The following is an 18,922-nucleotide window of genomic DNA, read 5'->3' as shown; positions in this document are numbered from 1 at the left end:
ATTACTTACCGAATATAGTCATACAGATTTTTCGCTAACAATAAACAAGTTACTGTAATGAAAAGAGCACGAACATACCCGCTTCCTTTTTTTATAGCAAATTTGGAGCCAACAATCCCTCCAGCAATTTGAGCAATCCCCATTATAAAACCATACACATAGTTTACTTGCCCTACATACATAAACATCAACAATGCACCAACATTACTTCCTAAATTAAGAAGCTTCGCATTACCTGCTGCTTTTAAAAAATCATACCCAATAAATAAAAGAGAAAACATTAAAAATGAACCTGTGCCAGGGCCTAAAAACCCATCATAAAAACCAATAATAAAAATAAAAAAAGTAAAAATAATGAAGTGTCGACCGGACAATTTCTTATGAGTGGAAACACTACCCCAATCCTTTTTGAAAATCGTATAAATAGCAACCACACCGAGCATTATTAGCATCAATGGCTTCAATACTTCTGGGTTCATTAAATGAACGGTCCATGCACCTATTATGGAACCTATGAACGTGAGTGGAAATAATTTAAACGCTGATTTCAAATCAAGGTTACCAGAACGATAAAACACAATATTACTAGTTGCACTTCCCATTGTCGATGCTAGTTTATTCGTTGCTACTGCACTTGCTGGATTCAGTCCTGTAAATAATAAAGCGGGTAAGGCAATGAGTCCTCCACCACCTACAACTGAATCAATAAATGCAGCTAAAAATCCAAAAGCAATCAAAATAATTAATACTGATGGGTCTAAATAAAAATCCATACTATTAACCTCCCCTTTAGTCACTATCAGAATAGTAACTAATAATTTGCTAAATGTAAACAGTTATTGTAACGTTGAAATATAAAAGCAAACATCGGAGGACGAAAAAAGTGGACTACATAGTGCAACAGCTTAAAAAAATTGGTTTTAATGAATATGAAGCTAAATCTTATGTATCTCTTGTTAAACAGGGACCTGTCACTGCCTACCAAGTGAGTAAGAATTCGGGTATCCCAAGAGCGCGAATTTATGAGATTTTGGGTAACCTTGTAGAAAAAGGAATTGTCATGAAGGAAGAAATAAATGACACCACTCGCTATTCACCTCTACCTGTTGAAATCTTTTTACAAAAGGCGCAATCAGAATGGCAGTCTACTTATGAAGTAATCAGTGATTCATTAAAAAAACTAGAAACTTTCGAGGAAAAAACAGATAATCGAGTGATTACTTTAAAAGACAATAAAACAATAATTAGCTACTGTCAGGCATTAATAAAAAAAGCAGAACAACGTATTGTCATTTCGATGTGGGATGAGATGTATGAAGCGTTAAAAGAAGATCTATCTGAAGTAGCTGATAAAGTTACAGTACAAGGTATTACCCTGCATGTTGAAAATCCCATTAAAAATCTAGAAGCCCATCGTATAACACCTTATACAGAAACCTTGTCTACAGAACATTGGTTTATTTTATCGATAGATTCTAAAGAGTTGATTTATGGACCATCACTTGAAGAGCGTAATATTGCTTTTTATACAGATGACCCCGTTCATATATACCTATTAGAGGATTATGTATGGCATGATGTTTTAGTGAATCGACTTGTACAACGTAGCCAAGATGATTTGGAGCAATGGATTACTACAGAGAGAAAATCCTTCTTTATGGAAAAATAAGAAATATATTCAAGAGAAAATCAAAAAATTTTCGTATTAAACCTAACAACTTCTCCGTACAAAAATAGCCGACTATTATATAGTAAATAGTCGGCTATTTTTATATGAATTTATACAGACGCTGCCATTTTCCCTTTGCAGAATATTCCCATTAACCCAGCGATTAATGAGATAAACGCTTCTCCCACTCTTTCACCTTTTCAATTGTTACATCTAATTTCTTAGCTACTTCTTCTATACTCATTCCCTTAAAGAGCATTCCAGCTGCAGAAAGAGCTTTATCTATTTCTTCTTGCTTCTCTTGCTCATATAAACGACCTACTTTTGTCAACCGTAACCACTCCTTTACCTTTTTATATGCCTTCTTCTATTTTATCATCCAATCTCCACAAACCGCCCAAACTCCTTCAAAAATCTCAGCTTAAAACTACCTACAGGCCCATTCCGATGCTTCGCCACATGGATCTCCGTCATCTCTTTCTGCATCGTTTCCTTATCATAATAATCCTCTCGGTACATAAGCATAATGACATCCGCATCTTGCTCAATTTGTCCTGTCTCTCTTAAATCAGATAAAAGAGGACGCTTATCTTGCCGTGACTCTACGGAACGAGACAATTGCGACAACGCTACTATACAAACATTTAAATCACGCGCTAATAACTTAAGCTTACGAGAAATCTCACTAATCTCCTGAAATCGATTGCCCTTATGCTTCGGATCGCCCGTAATAAGCTGCAAATAATCCACAATGACTAAAAGCTTTTTATCACTGCGCTTCCTCTTTAACTTACGAGTTTGCATCCAAATATCTTGCACCGTAACGCCTGCATTATCGTAAATCTCAAGTGGCAACTCACCAATCTCCGCAAACGCCTTACTCACCTTTTCCCAGTCCTCTATCGTAAAACGATGCTTCGGATTTTTCAGCCTACCTCCTGACACTTCACCCGCGCAAGACGCCAGCCTTTTTAACAATTGTTTACTACTCATCTCTAACGAAAACAACCCAACCGCCGCTCCAGACTTCGCCGCATGCAGTGCAATATTTAACGCAAATGCCGTTTTTCCCATAGAAGGACGCGCTCCAAGAACGACAAAATCACCTTCCTGCAATCCGCACGTCATCTTATTTAACGATGTATAACCAGTCTCAATACCAGTATTCTCTTTCGTATCTTGATGAAGCTCCTCATACAAACCAACTAACGCATCCTTCAAATCAAACTCACATACACAGTCCTTTTCCTCTAACTCACAAAGCTCCGTAATCGTCTCACCAATAATTTTCTCATTCTTCTCCGCAATAAGACGCTCTCCCATCTTGTGCCCGAGAACACCGGCCTGATACATTTTCCATGCACCTCGAACAAGCCCCTCATAATAAGAGAAGTTGGCAGTTGTAGGCACACCCTCTATTAACGCTATAAAATACTCCATCCCCCCGATATTCTCCAAAAAATTTGGATTCATCCTAGAAACGAGCGTCACAAGATCAATTGGTTGCCCCTCTTCTTCAATTTTCCGCATTAACCGAAATATAGACTTATGCACTGGCATAGAAAAATAATGCTCCGTCAAACGGCACTCCTTAATAAGCTCTCCATCAATTAAAAGAGAACCTAACACCGTCTTTTCTGCCTCCACATTTTGAATACTCATGGACGCCACCCACGTTCAGTTAAGAATCGCTGCAACTCTTCCTCTGACAGCGCATTCTTCTCCCACTCCTCGCACCTCGTCAAAAACTCCTCCGTCTCCCCGCTACTAACAGACGACTCTTTCTTCCTAAACTGAGCCGTATCTGCCTCAACCTCAGACACTTTCGTAAATCCTTTCCCGTGCCAACCTCTCAAAATCCCCTTCACATAAGCAACCGTCCGCTTATTATTCTCACACGCAATTTGAAGAGCCTTCAGCACAAGCTCCTCTGATAAATCAACCATCCACGCACTCAGTTCCTCTACCGTAAACGGAGACAAACTACCGAAATTTTGTTCATAAAAAGAAAACACGCGACTTCCCGTCTCTTCCTCTATAACCTCTTCTTCCGCCTCTTCACAAACCGGATCTGGATCCACATCCACATCCACATCAACAGCCAAATCACTCGGCATACCGAAATGTGCTAAAAGCATCGGAACATTCAGCTCCTCCTCTACGCACTTCTGAAGAAACATATGTACAAACTCCTTATTTTTCACACCCTTCAGCTCACGAAGCACACACTTCTCCACATTCGTATTCGTCACAGGATTATAACGAAGCCAATTTAAAATAAATAACTCCCTCGTCTCCGCATCATACAGAATCTTTCCATAATCGATGAAGCGCTGCACTAACTTATCAACAGTCCCCCTGTTATAACCCGTCTCCATCTCAGCTAACCGCTTCGGAAACGGAAAAATCCCACACTGCGTCGTCTTCGAACAAGTTAACAAATACACATAAAAATACCGCTCCTCCGGCGTCAAATCCAAAACAAAATCATCCTGCCAAAAATTCACCTGCACATTACGATACACCGCCATCCCAATTCCTCCTGTCCCGATTCAAAAGTAAAAAATTCTTCTTTGTACTATATATAGGAAGGAGGGGTGGGTTTTTGGCGTGTTATTTCAAATTTTTTTTTGACTACTACTACGGTGTTTGTTGTTGTTTTTGTTTTGTTGTGTTTTTTCTTAGTGATTTATTACTTGGGAGGGGCTTTGTAGGGGTATGGTAGGGGCATGGTAGGGGCTAGTTGTTGGGTACTTTGATTAGGGATGTTTTGTTTTCGAAGGTGACTTTGATCTTCAAAACTATTTTATCAAAGTACAATTTGAAGGTGCTTTATTGGAAAAGAAGCTTTCAAGTAAAGATTTTTATGAAATTAGAATAGCAGAATGAAGTTATTGTTTGTAATATACAAAAAAGAGCTTAGAACCCTTATAAATCAAGGATTCTAAGCTTCTTTTAATTATTCCGACTCAATAAAAGTTTAATTCTATTATAACAAGAATTACTTTTAAATAAGATCTTTATATATAATTACTTTATTAAACAAAACTAAAATCCAATAAGCTTGGTATCATTTTTACATCTCAGAGGTGTTTTACGTTATCCTATGAAATTATGTTAGTCCAATCCTTATTTCAATTGAGGATGTTTTTTTATTTTGTCTAACTCGAATAGATAAGTTCATCACCCTATCTTTTAAACCGCGTTTATTCATCCTGTTTTATAAAATAGGGTGATGTTTAATTATTGCATTTGCGGCACTCTTATCTTTTCTGTATCTAAAAGATTCGCACAAATAATTTCTTTTACTTCCTCGCGTGTTAGCATGTCTAATATTCTAACACCACCAATTTGATTTAAGATTTTATTTGCATTTGAGTAAGAATAGCGATTCACAATCATCTTATCTTGCTCAGCTAGCTCTTTAATGGCCTCTAAAATCCCTAATGAAATAGCTTTGTTAGAAATAATATTACTCGAGAACCAAGCAACTGCGTTACCACGGAATGCACCGTCTACAAAAAAGTCTGTTAAGTGGAATGGGTTACTTGGATGTTCCACATCTACAGTGTAATAAGCTATCCACCATAGTAACGATAAATTATTAATCATCAGCGAGCGCTTATGGCCTTGGTTAAAAATTGTCCTACTTTCAATACTACGGTCCTTATCTTGAGATGAAATTAAATTCAACTGATTTAAATGATAATCTATGTAGTACGTGTTGGCTAAAGCTACCCACATTTTCTCACTTTCAGCTTCTGAAATTGAAATATGCTTCAAACTACTCCATAGCGTTCGAATATTTTCTTTTGCAGCTTCACCATCAACTATTTCTAACTTCAATGGTACATAATCGAACACTGTCGAGCTTTCATGAACATTTCCAGGATTCGAAAAGAGTTTCGTAATTTCTACTGTATTATTTGTTTTATACAACGGTAAATAATCCGTTTTAAAATTAACTTTAAAATTTTCTAGAAATTCATCTGTTACATATGTAATAACGTTAGTCATGCGTAAGCTCCGCTCCTTTATAGAAGTTATATAATGCATCTTCTACAGGTGCATCTAATAGCTGCTGTGCAACTTTCATGGCATCAGCAGTTAAAATCGTTTGTTCGTCATAGCCCTCTTTGTTTAGTAAATCAAATAACGCCGGCACCCATAAACTATCTCTGTTGAAATCACCATTTTTCACGCGCTCAATTACATATGTTAATGCGGGCACAACAATCGTTACTAACAACATGCTTTGTTTAACTTGATCCGAGCGACTCATAACTTGATAAGCTTCGTGCGCATTTTTTGGTAAGTTGACTAAAATAATATCGCCATCAATATTAACATCCATAAACACATCATTAATCGCTGCAACACGAATCATCGACTTAGCATTTGGATTTTCTTTATTAGCAAATTTAATATTTAGCTCCGCCATCGTATCAAACGCTAAAATATCCCCTTTGATTAGCTTAAGTACATTAAAGTTATCACCGTAGTATTCATTATTGAAATTGGGATTACTATAATTTTCAATCACTTCATTAGCTAAAATCATCGTATTCACTTCAATTTTGCCACTGATCTCGTTAGCATTTAACGAAACCGTAAGCTCATTTTGTAACTTGGACGCTGTAAATAACTTACGATAACTTGAAGAAACCCCTTCTAAATGAACGGCATACACAGCCTTTCCCTCAGCAATGAATCGCTCTAACATCGCATCGTTTAATTTAAATTTCACCATAACATTCATTTTAGATGGTGATACTTTTTCAAAATGAATGTCGCTACTAAATTCGCTATTTTCATAGTCATTCATTTCACTACTTAAAACCGGATACGGAAATAAATCAGCTTTTAATTTCATATACCGTGCCCTCCATTTTTAACCGTAATTTACTATCAATTGAAATATCTGCACTGAATACAACGTTTTTCGATAGACTCTCTAATCGAACTGCGTTTCGTTTAATCGAAATTTCATTCGATTGACTTGCAACATCCACTACTTTCAATGGATATGTCACACCATTTGCACCTATTGACTTCAATTCAACTTCAATTGCTTTTGATTTCTTCAATACTTTCCCGACAATTCGGTACTTCCCTTCAGCTGCATTAAGCTCAATAATTTTCAGCTTAATAGAAGTAGACGGACCTACTCGTTTTTCCTTATTCGCGATAACTTCCTCATCTTCACTATTTGGACCTTTATCGCCAGGTTCTTTACCTGCCCCATAGTTTGTGTGAGGTGAATCTCCATCACCACGGCCCTCACGTTTACCGCCGCTACCAGAAGTATCACCATCTCCGATTCCAACAGCTTCTAGTACATTTTTTAACAAATCTTCTTCTTTATTGCCATCTAACGTTTGATTCGTATTATTTTTTCGCGATAACTTAAAATCCTCGAAATTATTTTTTATACCCGAGTCTTTCTGTTTTTTCTCCCCTTCCGTTTGTTGCTCATTTAAAGGCAATAAATCATTCACTCCGAATGCATCAATAACATCCGTACTGATATCTGCAAATGCCTCTTGTACTTTAGCCTTATACCATTGTAATAAATCCTTTAAAAAATCTGCTGCTTCTTGATGTGCTACCCCCTGCTTACGATCAATACTCCATGTATCATGATTAGCATTCTCTAAATCTTTTAAATACTCATTCAATCCTTTCCCTAACGCTTGAAATACGCCTGAGAAATTGATATTACCACTAACACGATTACGCTCATAAATTTTCATACCAGCTGCACGGGTTTGCAATACTGTACGATTAGCTGGCTCATGCTGCAACAAATATAGTTTAGCATCCGCTACATCTTTAACAAATGGATATTTTATAAAACGTTCATCCAAATCAAAATATAGCGTTTGCTTGCTTGTTAGTACTTCATAAAAACGATACGTTTTTAAAAACTGCGCTTTTGTATCCCCACTAAGTGTATTTTCTTCATATATACGCTTCATTAAAGAATGTACAGTTACATCGTTAATAATTTCTGTTTTACCAACTTTTACAACAAGCTTTCCTTGAATAATCGCAAGTAAAAAATTATTTAACGTTGAAAGAACAATATTTTGCGTCCACTCATCGTAATTTTTCAGACCGATTATAAAAATATCTGTCCCAAATTCGTCATTTTCTCTTTCAGGGTAACCAAATGTTTGCTGTTCAGCAATATAGTCTGTTTCAGCGTCCACACACGTCGCACGCTCTTGGGTAATGAAGTTTTCTTCTTTGATTTTGAATGAAACAAAATTCATTACACCTACTGACTTTTCAGTTCCTTCATTTGCTAGTGTATTATAAAACACCATCCGTAGATCTGAGGCTGCAAACGGTGCTGCTTTACCAATTCCTTTACTTCCCGCTGAATCAGTATCATCCTTTTCTGAATAACCGTCTCCCAAAACTAATGACTCATATTTCTTTTTATTTAACCCTGTTGTATTGTAGTCACTAATTTTTAAGACAGGTACTTTAGGTGCATGAAGCACATCACTAAAACGCTTTAAAAAATCGAGAGTGTCTTTATTATTTTTTTCCGTCCATAATTCAAGTGCTTTCGGCAATGCCTCATCTCTAATAGATTTAATATTGGAGATGTTTTCTGTTGGCATTTCAAAAAAGTCAAACCTAATTTCAACTGCTTCCTCCTTGCTTTTATCTTTTGCATCCAATGAGTTTTGCAGTACCTCACGCGTCAAAGACTCCGCAACATTATCTAAGAATATTTCAATTGATGGATTATTTACCCCCTTTGGAGTTAACCCTTGTCCATTAGGAAATTTCCACTTAGGCATATCTTCCCCTCCTGTATCTTTAAATAGTTGTTTGTCTATTTGAATTTAAACTCCGTAGAACGTTGTTTACTTTCTTCTATAAATTTATTTTTCAAACTTTTAATCTCTGAATCTAGCGTGTCAATAATCTGCTTTACTTGTTCATCTGTATACTCATAGTTATTTTTATTCGCTAAATTACCAATCAACTGTAACTTTTTAAGCGTATCTGAAACACGTTTCTCTGCTAATTCTTTAAATTTCTCAGCTTTTTTACTATTATATCCCACGAATATATCGATCTCCTTTTCAATTCACATATAATATAAAATATAATGTTATTAATTTAAAAATATAATAACATAAAAATCTTATTTCACGGAATACATTTTATATATATTAACTACATTTTATTTATTTAGTGATTTATAAACTGTTATTTTTATAAAAATGAAATGAACATAGCACCATTTATTCAAAAAAATTATGATAATCCGAACTTCATTTTGCATCAAATCAATAAAATCAAACACAACTGCTAATAATTCTAACTTTCGAGTTGCAAAATTAGTCCTTAAATACCTCCATATAAAAAGCCACCTGAATTTGTGAAGTGAACCCAAATAGTGGTAGATGAAAAAACAAGAGCTCATTACTCAGAAGAAACAAAGTAGAAAGTCATTGAAATGAAAAAGGATGGGTATTCAAATCGGATTATTATGGAGAAGCTTGGAATCAAAAATGTTTCTCAAATTAAGACATGGATGAAATAGTATCGTATGGAAAATGATATTTTAAAGTAAGCAGCGCTGATGCTAGGACGAAATATAAAAGTAGAACTAAAAAAGTTAGGGTATGTGGTTTCACGTCGCCGTCTTGGACGAATGATGAAGAACCAAGTTTTAGTATCAAACTATACGATTGCACAATGTAAACCGAAGAGAGTTAGCTGTAATGAAGAAAATATTTTAAACGAACTCAATCGTGAGTTCAACCACCAAGAAGAGCTAGCTGTAGTCATAAGTGATTTTACATACGTCCGCGTGAATAAAAAGTGGAATTACGTATGTTTATTAGTTGATTTCTTTAATCGAGAAATTATAGGGCATAGTGCGGGTCAAAAGAAAGATGCCGATTTTGTTTCGCAACGGTGAAAACAAACTTACCTTATTTCATACAAATCGAGGAAACGAGTTCAAAAACAAGCTAATTCAGGACACGTTAGAGACCTTCAAAAACAAGCTTTCATTAAATACGAAAGGCTGCCCCTACGATAATACGGTAGCAGAAGCAACCTACAAAATCTTTAAAACAGAGTTCGTTCACTATCGTCACTTCGCAAGTTTAGAAGAATTGACCTTAGAATTAAACGACTACGTAAACTGGTTTAACAAGATTAAAATCCATGGCACACTAGGCAATTTGAGCTCTGTTCAGTACAGACAGGAACACCTTAAAAAAACTGTCTAGTTTTGTGTTGACATACCAGCTTCTAGTATTTATAGATAGAGAAACGATATGACTTTTAGTAGCTAAAAAAAATTTCCTTCATCACTAAATGTTAAAAATAATTTCCCCTCTAAATCACCTCAGTCATATGTTAGACTCTTAAAGATTTTAATCAATTAAAATCTTCTTATATTTCTTTTCACGAAAAAAAGATAAGCTGGGCTGCAATCCCAGCTTATCTTTTAAGATATTTCGGCATATCTACTAACCTTTTTAAGTATCACATCTTTTATACCTTTTGCAAGTTTCATAAGTTTAAGTTGTCAACTATTAGCTAACAACCACTTAATGTATTTATCGCCACACCGTTTCTCTACTATGTACTTTTTGGCACTCCAACCCTTAGTCTGTTCCAAAGCACCTTTTTGATTCTTTATTGGTTTCTGAAATCAGTATATTAGTACAGATCAAGTAATCTCATTCAAAAAATTCTTTTACTTGTTGGTACATATAATCTTTATTTAACCACAGGGCTTGCTTAACCATATAATTATCTGTCAAAATATCTTTCATATCCTCAGGTCTATTCTTCCAAATTGCAGAACGGGGGAGCCAATCTGAATTTTTACTTTCATAATAATCTGACTGGGCAGCTGAAGGGCGAATGTGAAGAATTTGAGGACCACTCACTTGGCTCGGCAGATTGTTTTCTATTTTATAACCCTTCTTATTAGAAACACGTTTAAACGTTAACTCAACACCATTAATGAGGGTTTGTTTAATTGTTTCCCATGTTTTTTTGACTGTACCCATGAGTTCGTCTTCTGGCATATACCAAAATTTTGCACCCTTAAATATATCACCTTCTGGTGTTTCCTCGTAAACGACTAATAAGAATTTTGTTGTGGAAAGATAGTCATATACTCGAGTATCTTCCCAATCAAGGTTACTAATATCTTTAATGAAGCTAACATCCGATTCAAGTTTAAATCCTTCAGTTGTGATTCTTTTTTCAGATGCTTTTTTTCTCTGATTAGATTTTACGGTAACTGTTTTTACAGCAATTCCAGCCTTCTTAAACTCATCTGTTTCTTCTAAATCACCTTCTAGATTAAACATCTTCTGCGCAATTAGCCGTGAACTTGCTTTGTCATTCTTTTCTTGGATTCTAACACCAAATTTTTCTGCTAAGACTTTTTTATCCCTATTGCAGAACGGTTTAAACTGATCGATAATGATTTGTTCAAACGTTTTATGTTTTAATTCAGATAAATCTTTTATGATATGCTCTTGAGTACCAACCTGTTGAACATCGATTTTTTTATGTAATTCAGGATAGTCACTTTGATAAGAATCGTAAGTAATTGAACTCTTTAATTCGCCCTGTACAATTCGCTTCGTAATTTCCTTCATGTACGTTGGTCTTAAAGAAAAAGCTCGTCTATGTGCTTTCTTATCACTGAATGGTTGTGTTGTTTGGTTCTCTGCAGTTTTACTTCCTTTTGTCACTGCTCCAAGGTATTGTGTCATACCTTCGGAAATGTCCTCAGCCCTTCCCTGACGAATCATATCCATTATAATGTTCCAATCATTTTCAATGATTGCCCAATCATCGTCTAATAAATCGTTCAAATTAAAAAGAATAGAATGGGACATTAAGAAATCTGGATAGATTGGGTATTCCTTTTCTTCGAATTGAAAAACATCATCTGGATTATATTTATACAACATGAGTTCTACAAGCTTTGACTTTTTTAAAAAAGAAGAATTTTGAAAATCTCTCTTATATTCTTCATTAAAATCAAAAATGTTAAGAACTAGTCTTTCTTTGGCACCCCAGGAATTTTCTTTTTTGAAAAATTTAAGCCCAGCACATTTGAGTTCTACCCCTAGATTATTGAAATCAGCTTCAGGTCGACTGTTATTCGCTAGCCCGAACCAATCTTTTTCAACTGCATTCCCAAGCCAACCTTTATTTCTTGGGCTAGCGTACCACTTATCGATATTCTCCTGTGTGACAAGCTCCTTTATCATTTTTCCAACAGCAGCTTCACCACGTTCTTTTATTTCTCGAATTGTTTTATATTCTCTATCCATCGCCATCTCCTTAATAGAAAATCTTAATCTTCAGTGCAATTTTATTATAAATTACCTTCAACTTTTTGTCTGCATAGGTTATAATAATTCAATATACAATATCCCGTATTTTTTGAGGGGAGCAAAAGGTATGATTAAGCTACGCTTGAATGAAATTCTCAAGGAGAGAGAAATGCGCCAAAAGGACTTAGCAAAAGCTAGTGGGCTTCGTGAAAGTTCTATTAGTGATATGGTTCGAGGCATCCGTTCTACGGTGAACTTAGAACAACTCGAAAAGGTGATGGACTGCTTGGAAATTACCGATTACAACGAAATCTTTGAGAAAGTTGAGGAAAAAGTGAATGTCTAAGTATAAAGTATTTTCAATGTTTGACGGGGTCGGAGGCTTTGTAGTAGGTCTTGATAACGCCAACTTAACACTCAAAGAACCATTCTTTGAAACAACAAACACTAATCAATTTGAACCATCTCGTAAATCACAAGATGCATTTGAAGTAGGTGTCTATAATTATCCACATATTCAACACAGTAATGAAGATATCATGCAGGTCTCAAATAAATACCTCGAGGAAATGAAAGCTCATGGTGTAAACATGATAGTTGGTGGGTTCCCTTGCCAAGATTATTCTGTTGCCCGTTCTAAAAAACATGAATTGGGTATCGAAGGGAAGAAAGGTGTTCTCTTTTGGGAAATCATTCGTGCGGTTAACCATATCAAACCCGAATATTTGATTCTAGAAAATGTTGATCGTTTATTAAAATCACCATCTTCACAACGTGGACGAGACTTCGCGATTATGCTTGGTGCATTTGCTCAACTTGGCTACTCTGTTGAATGGCGTGTAATTAACGCTGCAGAATATGGGCGCGCTCAACGTCGTCGCCGTGTGTTCTTTTATGTATATCGAAATGACACACCATTTGCCTTGGCGATGGATGAAAAATATGGAAAGCCTAAGAAAGAGAAAAATATTATGACATGTGATGAAGGTACTTTCGATAACTACATCTTTCAAGATGGATTGTTCGCTCGTCAATTTCCAATTGAACAAGAAGCATACAAAAAACGTCACTACTCAGATACATTATCCGATAAAGACATCCTCAACGAAGAGTATATCGTAGACATTTCTGACAATTTCACAGGTACTATTTGGAATACTGGTATTATGCGTTATGGTCAATACTTCACGATTGATACATTACCGGTTAAGGAAGAACCAAAGACTTTGGGTGAAATTGTTCGAGAAGCGAAAGAATATTATGTGCGTAAACATGGTGAAGAAGAGTATAACCAATATATCTTAAATTATCAGTTAGACGATGACAATCCAAAGCTTAAAAAATTTGAATACTTACGTGGTCCTAAAAAAATTGAGCGAGTAGCTGATAACGGTCATAAATATACCTTTAGTGAAGGTGGAATGAGTCCGTATGATTCTCTCGATATGCCGGGACGCACAATGCTTACAAGTGAAGGTTCTGTAAACCGTTCAACACATTTGCTTAAAATCGATGGGAAATACCGACTGCTTACACCGATTGAAGCCGAATTATTACAAGATTTCCCTCCAGACTGGACCAAATTCAAAAAAGATAATCTTGAAAATGTCCGTGAGGTTTCAGACCGTATGCGTTTATTCTTCATGGGGAATGCCTTAGTTACAGGAATCGTTGAACGTATAGGAATTGAGTTAGGAGAAATCGTACGTGAGTACAATACAGTAGAAGTTTAAGTCAATACTATTTTTTTTAAGTAATCAATACACAAATACAACAAGCAAAAGGACTCATAATCGAGTCCTTTTTGTTATTAAAAAATTTTACTTATAAAAATGTTAATAAATAAGCATTTACAATTTAAGTTGTGTAACAATATTATTCCAACTCAATAGTTGTTGGTGGCTTACTCTTCATATTATACATGAAACGTTAAATCTTTTCTTTATCACCTAAATACTTACTTCTTTACTTCTTTACTTCTTTACTTCTTTACTTCTTTACTTCTTTACTTCTTCCCCACCATCCCCCATACCACCCATAACTCTCCTCCAAAAACCCCCTACTCTCCCCACTACCCTTATAAAAACTCTCCCAACCCCTCTCCCTCAAAATCGCCTTCCAACTATCACTCTCAACCATCCTCTTAATCACACCATCCCAATAAGCCACCTCTTCCTCAGTCATATCTTTAGGTCCCATAATCCCTTTCCAGTGCTGGAAGACAACGTCGATTCCTTGTTCTTTCCACGTTGGGATTTCTGGTAGTCGGTCTAGCCGTTTTGGTGCTGATACGGCTAGTATTTTTATTTTGCCGGCTTTGTATTGTTTTTCGGCTTCAGATAGGGTCATGGTTGCGGCGCCTATTTGTTTGTTCGTTAGGGCGTTTATGATTTTTTCTTTGTTTTCGTAGACGAAAAATTGTAGTTCGGCAGGATTTATGCCGAACTCTTTGCTTACTTGTACGAAGGATAGGTGATCGTCGTTTCCTAGGCCGGGGGCAACGCCGATTTTGAAGTTTTTCTGGTCTTGTTTTAGTTGTTCCATTAGTTCGTTTGCGTTATCTATATTTGAGTCTTTTGATACGACAACGACTTCCCAGTCAGATGCAAGTAGTGCGAGCGGTGTGAAGTCTTTATATGTTAGTTTACTGTGGCCTAGTAGGTTGTTCGTTATCAGTAAGCTTGAGTTAATCGCCAGTACGTGACCACCTTTTTGTTTCGTATATTTCCATCCGACATCACCGCTGCCACCTACTTTGTTGGTGACAGTGATTGGTTTTGTGAAGATTTTTTCTTCTGTCAGTGTTTTTTGCATCGCCCGTGCTGTTAAGTCCCATCCCGCTCCTTGAACGTTTGGCGCAACGATTTCTACTTTGTCTATGTTTACTGTATTCGTTTGAGATTTTTCTGAAGAACAACCAGCTATTACTCCTGTCATGATCCATATACATAGTAATAATCGTTTTTTCATAGTCCTCGCCCTATTCGATATTTTCGTTCTGGTCGTCCGATAATGCCGTATGTGTACTCTACTGTACATTCGTTTGTCGCTACTAAGTATTCTAAATATCTTCTTGCGGTTGTTCTGGAGGCACCCATTTGTTCTCCCATTTCTTCTATTGTAATTCCCTCTTCGAATCCTTTTATAATCCCTTTCACCTTTTGAAGTGTTAGTGGATCAACACCTGTCGGTAAGTTTTTCATGTCTTGTATTTGCGAAGTGCCGAAAAAATTATCGATTAGTGCTTGATTTACTTCATTGTTACTATGTAATAGTTGCTTCTTTCTTTTATAGTCTTCAATTGTGCGAACGAATTTTTCTAACGTGACCGGTTTTATAAGATAGTTGCTTACGCCGTTTCGAATTGCTTTTTCTAACATATGGTTTTCATTTGCCGCAGTAACCATAATGATGTCAACGTCTGGAAAGTCAGCATGAATTTTCGGCAATAAGTCTGTTCCGATTCCGTCTGGTAAATAGTTATCTAATAGAAGTAAATCGATTTCTTCCTTTTGTAGTAGTTCCATCGTTTCTTTTGCGTTCAATGCTTTTCCGATCACTTTTACGTCCTTTATTTTTGATAAAAACTCCTCTTGAATTTGCGCTACGCGGAAATCATCTTCTGCAATTGCAACCTTCAACATATGCCCATCCCCCTGTTTGTCATGTACTTTCTCTCAATGTTTTTGGAAGGTAAATTGTAAAAATAGCTCCCCCATTTTTCTCGTTTTGAATTTCAATTGTTCCCCCTAGTAGATCTACCATTTCTTTCACGTTTGCTAGTCCGTAACCACGATCATTTCCTTTCGTTGAAAACCCTTTTTGAAAAATGGTCGTGATTTTTTCTACCGGTATCCCTGCACCACTATCTATCACTTCAAACACAATGTCATGTCCAATATCCGTAACGAAGAAGGAAACATTCTTTTCCTCTTGCACACTCACCGCATCAAATGCATTGTCGATTATGTTTCCAAGGATCGTAATAAGATGCGAAACTTTTATATGGTCTGGTAACGGTTGAAGCGCACTATCTCCTTCAATATGAAAATCAATTTTCTTCTCAGACGCTGTTCCAATTTTCCCTAATAAAATAGCTTGTACTTTTGCATCATGAATTTGATGGAATAAAATATGGTTTTGGCTTTGATGAATATTGGATTCTTGCTGTATAAATTCAATTGCTTCTTTGTAATGTCCTAACTGAAGTAATCCTGATAAGACGAACAGCTTATTTGTAAATTCATGCGTTTGAGCGCGTAAATCCTCGGAATACTTTCTTACTTCAGATATTGTATTCACTAGATTTTGCAGTTCTGTTTTATCTCTAAAACTACATACAACGCCTACCGTACTGTTATTTTCGAGTATTGGTGTCATGTTTAAAATAAACACTTTATCTTGAAACCCGATTTCTTGATCGTTTTCTAACACTCTTTTCATATTAAATTCCGGTAAAACTTTTGAAATGTGCTGCTGCATATAGTCATCACTTACATGCAACATTTCTTCTGCCGACGTGTTCATCATTGTAATAAAACCATTTTGATCAATAGCGATAATCCCTTCTTTTATGGATAGTAGTATCGCACTTCGTTCCCGGTATAACGCTGCAATTTCATTCGGTTCTAAACCGAGTGTATCTTTCCTGATACTACGTGCTAAAAGAATGCCGCCAACAATTCCAACTAGTAACACCGCTAAAGAAAAGAGTATAATTTCTTTCGTTCTGCTCAGTATGTTAGATTCAATACCCTTTATTAAAAACTCTACTGTCACAACGCCTACAACTTGATCGTAGTCTCCGTTATGAACAATAATGGGTGCTTTCGCCATTAAAGCTGGACCACTTTCACCATTTCCTTCGAGTGTATAATAGCCACCAAAAGTAAGTGCTTCATAGTTATATAAATTGTTACTCTTTGTTCCAATCAACTCAGAATTAGAATGTGAATACATAACCCCATAACGATCTTCTATAATGACATAATCTGCACCAGCTTGCTCACGAACTTGTTCCGCAATGGATTGAATAGTACTTTTATGCTCGTTATATTGAAAAGCATCTTTTATAGCTGGCATAAAAGAAAGAGATTTAGCTGTTTGCAGTGCTAGCTGCTCTACTTGGCGCTTCGTATCAACGGACTGAATGTAAACAAATATTCCCGCTAATAGAAGAACAACAAATAAAATTAACGTAATAATTAAGCTTACTATTTTCGTTTGTAATGACACCTTGCGTGATTTCTTCATACTCCATATCCTTTAATAAAATATTCAAAACTATCAATCTCCTTTTTCTATTATTATGACAAAACTAATAATGAAGCAACTATTAAAACTATCCATGTACATAAAGTACAAAAAGAATAAAATTGTCATAATATTGAGATTTCAATTAAAGAACAGTACAATTCAACTACATTGAACACGCTTTCATAATTATCATTTTATTTATAAGCAAGAGGAGGAATTATTATGGCTCAAGCAAAATCTAACCGAGTCGCCGGCAATATCTTTAAAGGTTCCGTCGGCAATTTAATTGAATGGTACGACTGGTACGTTTACTCTGCTTTCGCTGTTTACTTCTCAGCAGAGTTCTTTCCTAAAGGAGATCCAACAAGCCAATTACTGAACACAGCCGCTATTTTCGCAGTTGGATTTTTAATGCGCCCTATCGGAAGTTTGCTAATGGGACGTTATGCAGATCGGCACGGACGCCGGGCAGCATTAACTCTTTCTATTACGGTTATGGCCGGTGGTTCTTTAATTATCGCCTGTACACCTAGTTACGAAAGCATCGGTATTATGGCGCCAATTATTTTAGTTCTTGCTCGTTTACTTCAAGGGTTATCACTTGGCGGAGAGTATGGAACTTCCGCAACATATTTATCTGAGATGGCTAGTAGTGGACGCCGTGGTTTTTATTCAAGTTTTCAATATGTAACGCTCGTTGCTGGACAGATGGTTGCGTTAGGCGTTCAAATTGTTCTTCAGCAATTACTAAGCGAACCAGATATGAAAGCTTGGGGATGGCGTATTCCATTCATTATTGGAGCAATGGGAGCAGTAGCTGTATTATGGCTTCGACGTACAATGGATGAATCAGAGCAGTTCTCAAATATGGAATCGAAAAATCGCGAAAGCGCAGGAACCGTTCGCGCTCTTATGAAACACCCGAAAGCAGTATTAACAGTAGTCGGCCTAACACTAGGAGGCACTGTCGCATTCTATACGTACACAACATATTTACAAAAGTTCATGGTAAACACAGTCGGTCTCCCAAAAGAAATTGTAAGCTGGATTAACTTTGTCGCACTACTTATTTTCGTCGTACTTCAACCAATTGCTGGACTATTATCCGATAAAATCGGACGCCGCCCACTCTTAATGGCTTTCGGTATTCTCGGAACGTTACTAACAGCACCGATCTTCTTCTTTATGGAAAAAACGACAGAACCAATCGTAGCATTCTTACTCATGATGGTCGGCCTCATTATCGTTACTGGCTACACTTCCATTAACGCAATTGTAAAAGCAGAACTATTCCCAACTGAAATTCGCGCACTAGGCGTAGGTTTACCATATGCACTAACCGTTGCGATATTCGGCGGAACAGCAGAGTTCATCGCATTATGGCTAAAGAGTATCGGAATGGAATCACTATTCTACTTCTACGTAGCTGGATGTATCGCGATAAGCTTTATTACGTATTGGCGTATGGATGAGTCATCGAAGACTTCGCAGATTGAGGCGGAGCTTGGTGGTGGAGATAAACTAGCTAATAATAAATCTAGTTAAAATTACGTATTCTATGTTCTTCGTTTACCTGAACTCGATTTGCTTTATTTAAAAAAGCATAATCCATTAATATACAATTTAAAAACCTCTACTTATATGTAGAGGTTTT

General features: G+C 36.3%; 18 protein-coding genes. 6 read left to right on the top strand and 12 right to left on the bottom strand.

Annotated features, from left to right (window positions below):
* Window positions 1-5: 5 nt before the first annotated feature.
* Entirely contained in the window at window positions 6-773 is a 768-nt protein-coding gene (locus SB773_RS07045; protein WP_328057181.1) for a TSUP family transporter, read from the bottom strand.
* A 110-nt stretch (window positions 774-883) separates the two neighbouring features.
* Here SB773_RS07045 and SB773_RS07040 point away from each other — a divergent pair, with 110 nt between their 5' ends.
* Window positions 884-1,669: a TrmB family transcriptional regulator gene (locus tag SB773_RS07040; RefSeq protein ID WP_410589185.1), complete on the top strand. Its 786-nt coding sequence runs from the start codon at window positions 884-886 to the stop codon at window positions 1,667-1,669.
* 163 nt (window positions 1,670-1,832) lie between these two features.
* Here the strand turns inward: SB773_RS07040 and SB773_RS07035 are convergent, their stop codons facing one another.
* The 7 genes from SB773_RS07035 to SB773_RS07005 form a co-directional block, all read right to left on the bottom strand.
* Entirely contained in the window at window positions 1,833-2,000 is a 168-nt protein-coding gene (locus SB773_RS07035) for a hypothetical protein (RefSeq protein WP_000169779.1), read from the bottom strand.
* Window positions 2,001-2,044: 44 nt separating this feature from the next.
* Window positions 2,045-3,331, bottom strand: coding sequence for a replicative DNA helicase (gene dnaB, locus SB773_RS07030; RefSeq protein ID WP_410589182.1), 1,287 nt, complete (start codon window positions 3,329-3,331; stop codon window positions 2,045-2,047).
* Entirely contained in the window at window positions 3,328-4,200 is an 873-nt protein-coding gene (locus SB773_RS07025) for a DnaD domain-containing protein (protein ID WP_410589180.1), read from the bottom strand. The genes dnaB and SB773_RS07025 overlap by 4 nt, the downstream gene beginning before the upstream one ends.
* A gap of 712 nt (window positions 4,201-4,912) precedes the next feature.
* Complete coding sequence (locus SB773_RS07020; protein WP_262449591.1) at window positions 4,913-5,686, bottom strand: DUF6339 family protein; 774 nt, start codon at window positions 5,684-5,686, stop codon at window positions 4,913-4,915.
* Window positions 5,679-6,542 carry a hypothetical protein gene (locus tag SB773_RS07015; protein WP_410589178.1) on the bottom strand — a complete coding sequence of 288 codons (864 nt, stop codon included), beginning with the start codon at window positions 6,540-6,542 and terminating at the stop codon, window positions 5,679-5,681. Before SB773_RS07015 ends, SB773_RS07020 begins: the two co-directional genes overlap by 8 nt.
* The gene (locus SB773_RS07010) at window positions 6,526-8,484 is read right to left on the bottom strand and encodes a hypothetical protein (RefSeq protein WP_262449593.1); all 1,959 of its coding nucleotides are present in this window, start codon (window positions 8,482-8,484) and stop codon (window positions 6,526-6,528) included. Before SB773_RS07010 ends, SB773_RS07015 begins: the two co-directional genes overlap by 17 nt.
* 35 nt (window positions 8,485-8,519) lie before the next feature.
* Complete coding sequence (locus SB773_RS07005) at window positions 8,520-8,753, bottom strand: hypothetical protein (protein ID WP_215587358.1); 234 nt, start codon at window positions 8,751-8,753, stop codon at window positions 8,520-8,522.
* A gap of 522 nt (window positions 8,754-9,275) precedes the next feature.
* On the opposite strand from SB773_RS07005, the gene SB773_RS07000 reads away from it, so the two are divergent.
* Both SB773_RS07000 and SB773_RS06995 read left to right on the top strand, forming a co-directional pair.
* On the top strand, window positions 9,276-9,617 hold the full coding sequence (locus SB773_RS07000) for a hypothetical protein (RefSeq protein WP_262449594.1): 342 nt from the start codon (window positions 9,276-9,278) through the stop codon (window positions 9,615-9,617).
* Window positions 9,592-9,933: an IS3 family transposase gene (locus SB773_RS06995; RefSeq protein WP_392388000.1), complete on the top strand. Its 342-nt coding sequence runs from the start codon at window positions 9,592-9,594 to the stop codon at window positions 9,931-9,933. Before SB773_RS07000 ends, SB773_RS06995 begins: the two co-directional genes overlap by 26 nt.
* A gap of 456 nt (window positions 9,934-10,389) precedes the next feature.
* Here SB773_RS06995 and SB773_RS06990 read toward each other — a convergent pair whose 3' ends face one another.
* Window positions 10,390-12,009, bottom strand: a complete 1,620-nt coding sequence (locus SB773_RS06990) for a MutH/Sau3AI family endonuclease (protein WP_410589175.1) — start codon at window positions 12,007-12,009, stop codon at window positions 10,390-10,392.
* Between the two features lie 130 nt (window positions 12,010-12,139).
* Here SB773_RS06990 and SB773_RS06985 point away from each other — a divergent pair, with 130 nt between their 5' ends.
* Window positions 12,140-12,358 (top strand): helix-turn-helix domain-containing protein, encoded by a 219-nt coding sequence (locus SB773_RS06985; RefSeq protein WP_101642052.1) that lies wholly within the window; start codon window positions 12,140-12,142, stop codon window positions 12,356-12,358.
* Window positions 12,351-13,745, top strand: coding sequence for a DNA (cytosine-5-)-methyltransferase (dcm, locus tag SB773_RS06980; RefSeq protein WP_262449598.1), 1,395 nt, complete (start codon window positions 12,351-12,353; stop codon window positions 13,743-13,745). Before SB773_RS06985 ends, dcm begins: the two co-directional genes overlap by 8 nt.
* 256 nt (window positions 13,746-14,001) lie before the next feature.
* On the opposite strand, the gene SB773_RS06975 is transcribed toward dcm, so the two are convergent.
* The 3 genes from SB773_RS06975 to SB773_RS06965 are packed head-to-tail and all read right to left on the bottom strand — an operon-like array spanning window position 14,002 to window position 17,265.
* Complete coding sequence (locus tag SB773_RS06975; protein WP_410589172.1) at window positions 14,002-14,982, bottom strand: tripartite tricarboxylate transporter substrate binding protein; 981 nt, start codon at window positions 14,980-14,982, stop codon at window positions 14,002-14,004.
* The gene (locus SB773_RS06970; RefSeq protein WP_410589170.1) at window positions 14,979-15,656 is read right to left on the bottom strand and encodes a response regulator; all 678 of its coding nucleotides are present in this window, start codon (window positions 15,654-15,656) and stop codon (window positions 14,979-14,981) included. Before SB773_RS06970 ends, SB773_RS06975 begins: the two co-directional genes overlap by 4 nt.
* A 19-nt stretch (window positions 15,657-15,675) precedes the next feature.
* A complete protein-coding gene (locus SB773_RS06965; RefSeq protein ID WP_410589168.1) occupies window positions 15,676-17,265 on the bottom strand; it encodes an ATP-binding protein in 1,590 nt (529 codons plus the stop codon).
* Between the two features lie 225 nt (window positions 17,266-17,490).
* Here SB773_RS06965 and SB773_RS06960 point away from each other — a divergent pair, with 225 nt between their 5' ends.
* Entirely contained in the window at window positions 17,491-18,813 is a 1,323-nt protein-coding gene (locus SB773_RS06960) for an MFS transporter (RefSeq protein ID WP_410589166.1), read from the top strand.
* Window positions 18,814-18,922: the final 109 nt, after the last annotated feature.

It is taken from the genome of Bacillus sp. SIMBA_074, assembly GCF_046534555.1.
GTDB lineage: Bacteria > Bacillota > Bacilli > Bacillales > Bacillaceae_G > Bacillus_A > Bacillus_A mycoides.
This window is presented reverse-complemented; position numbering and strand designations above follow the sequence as displayed.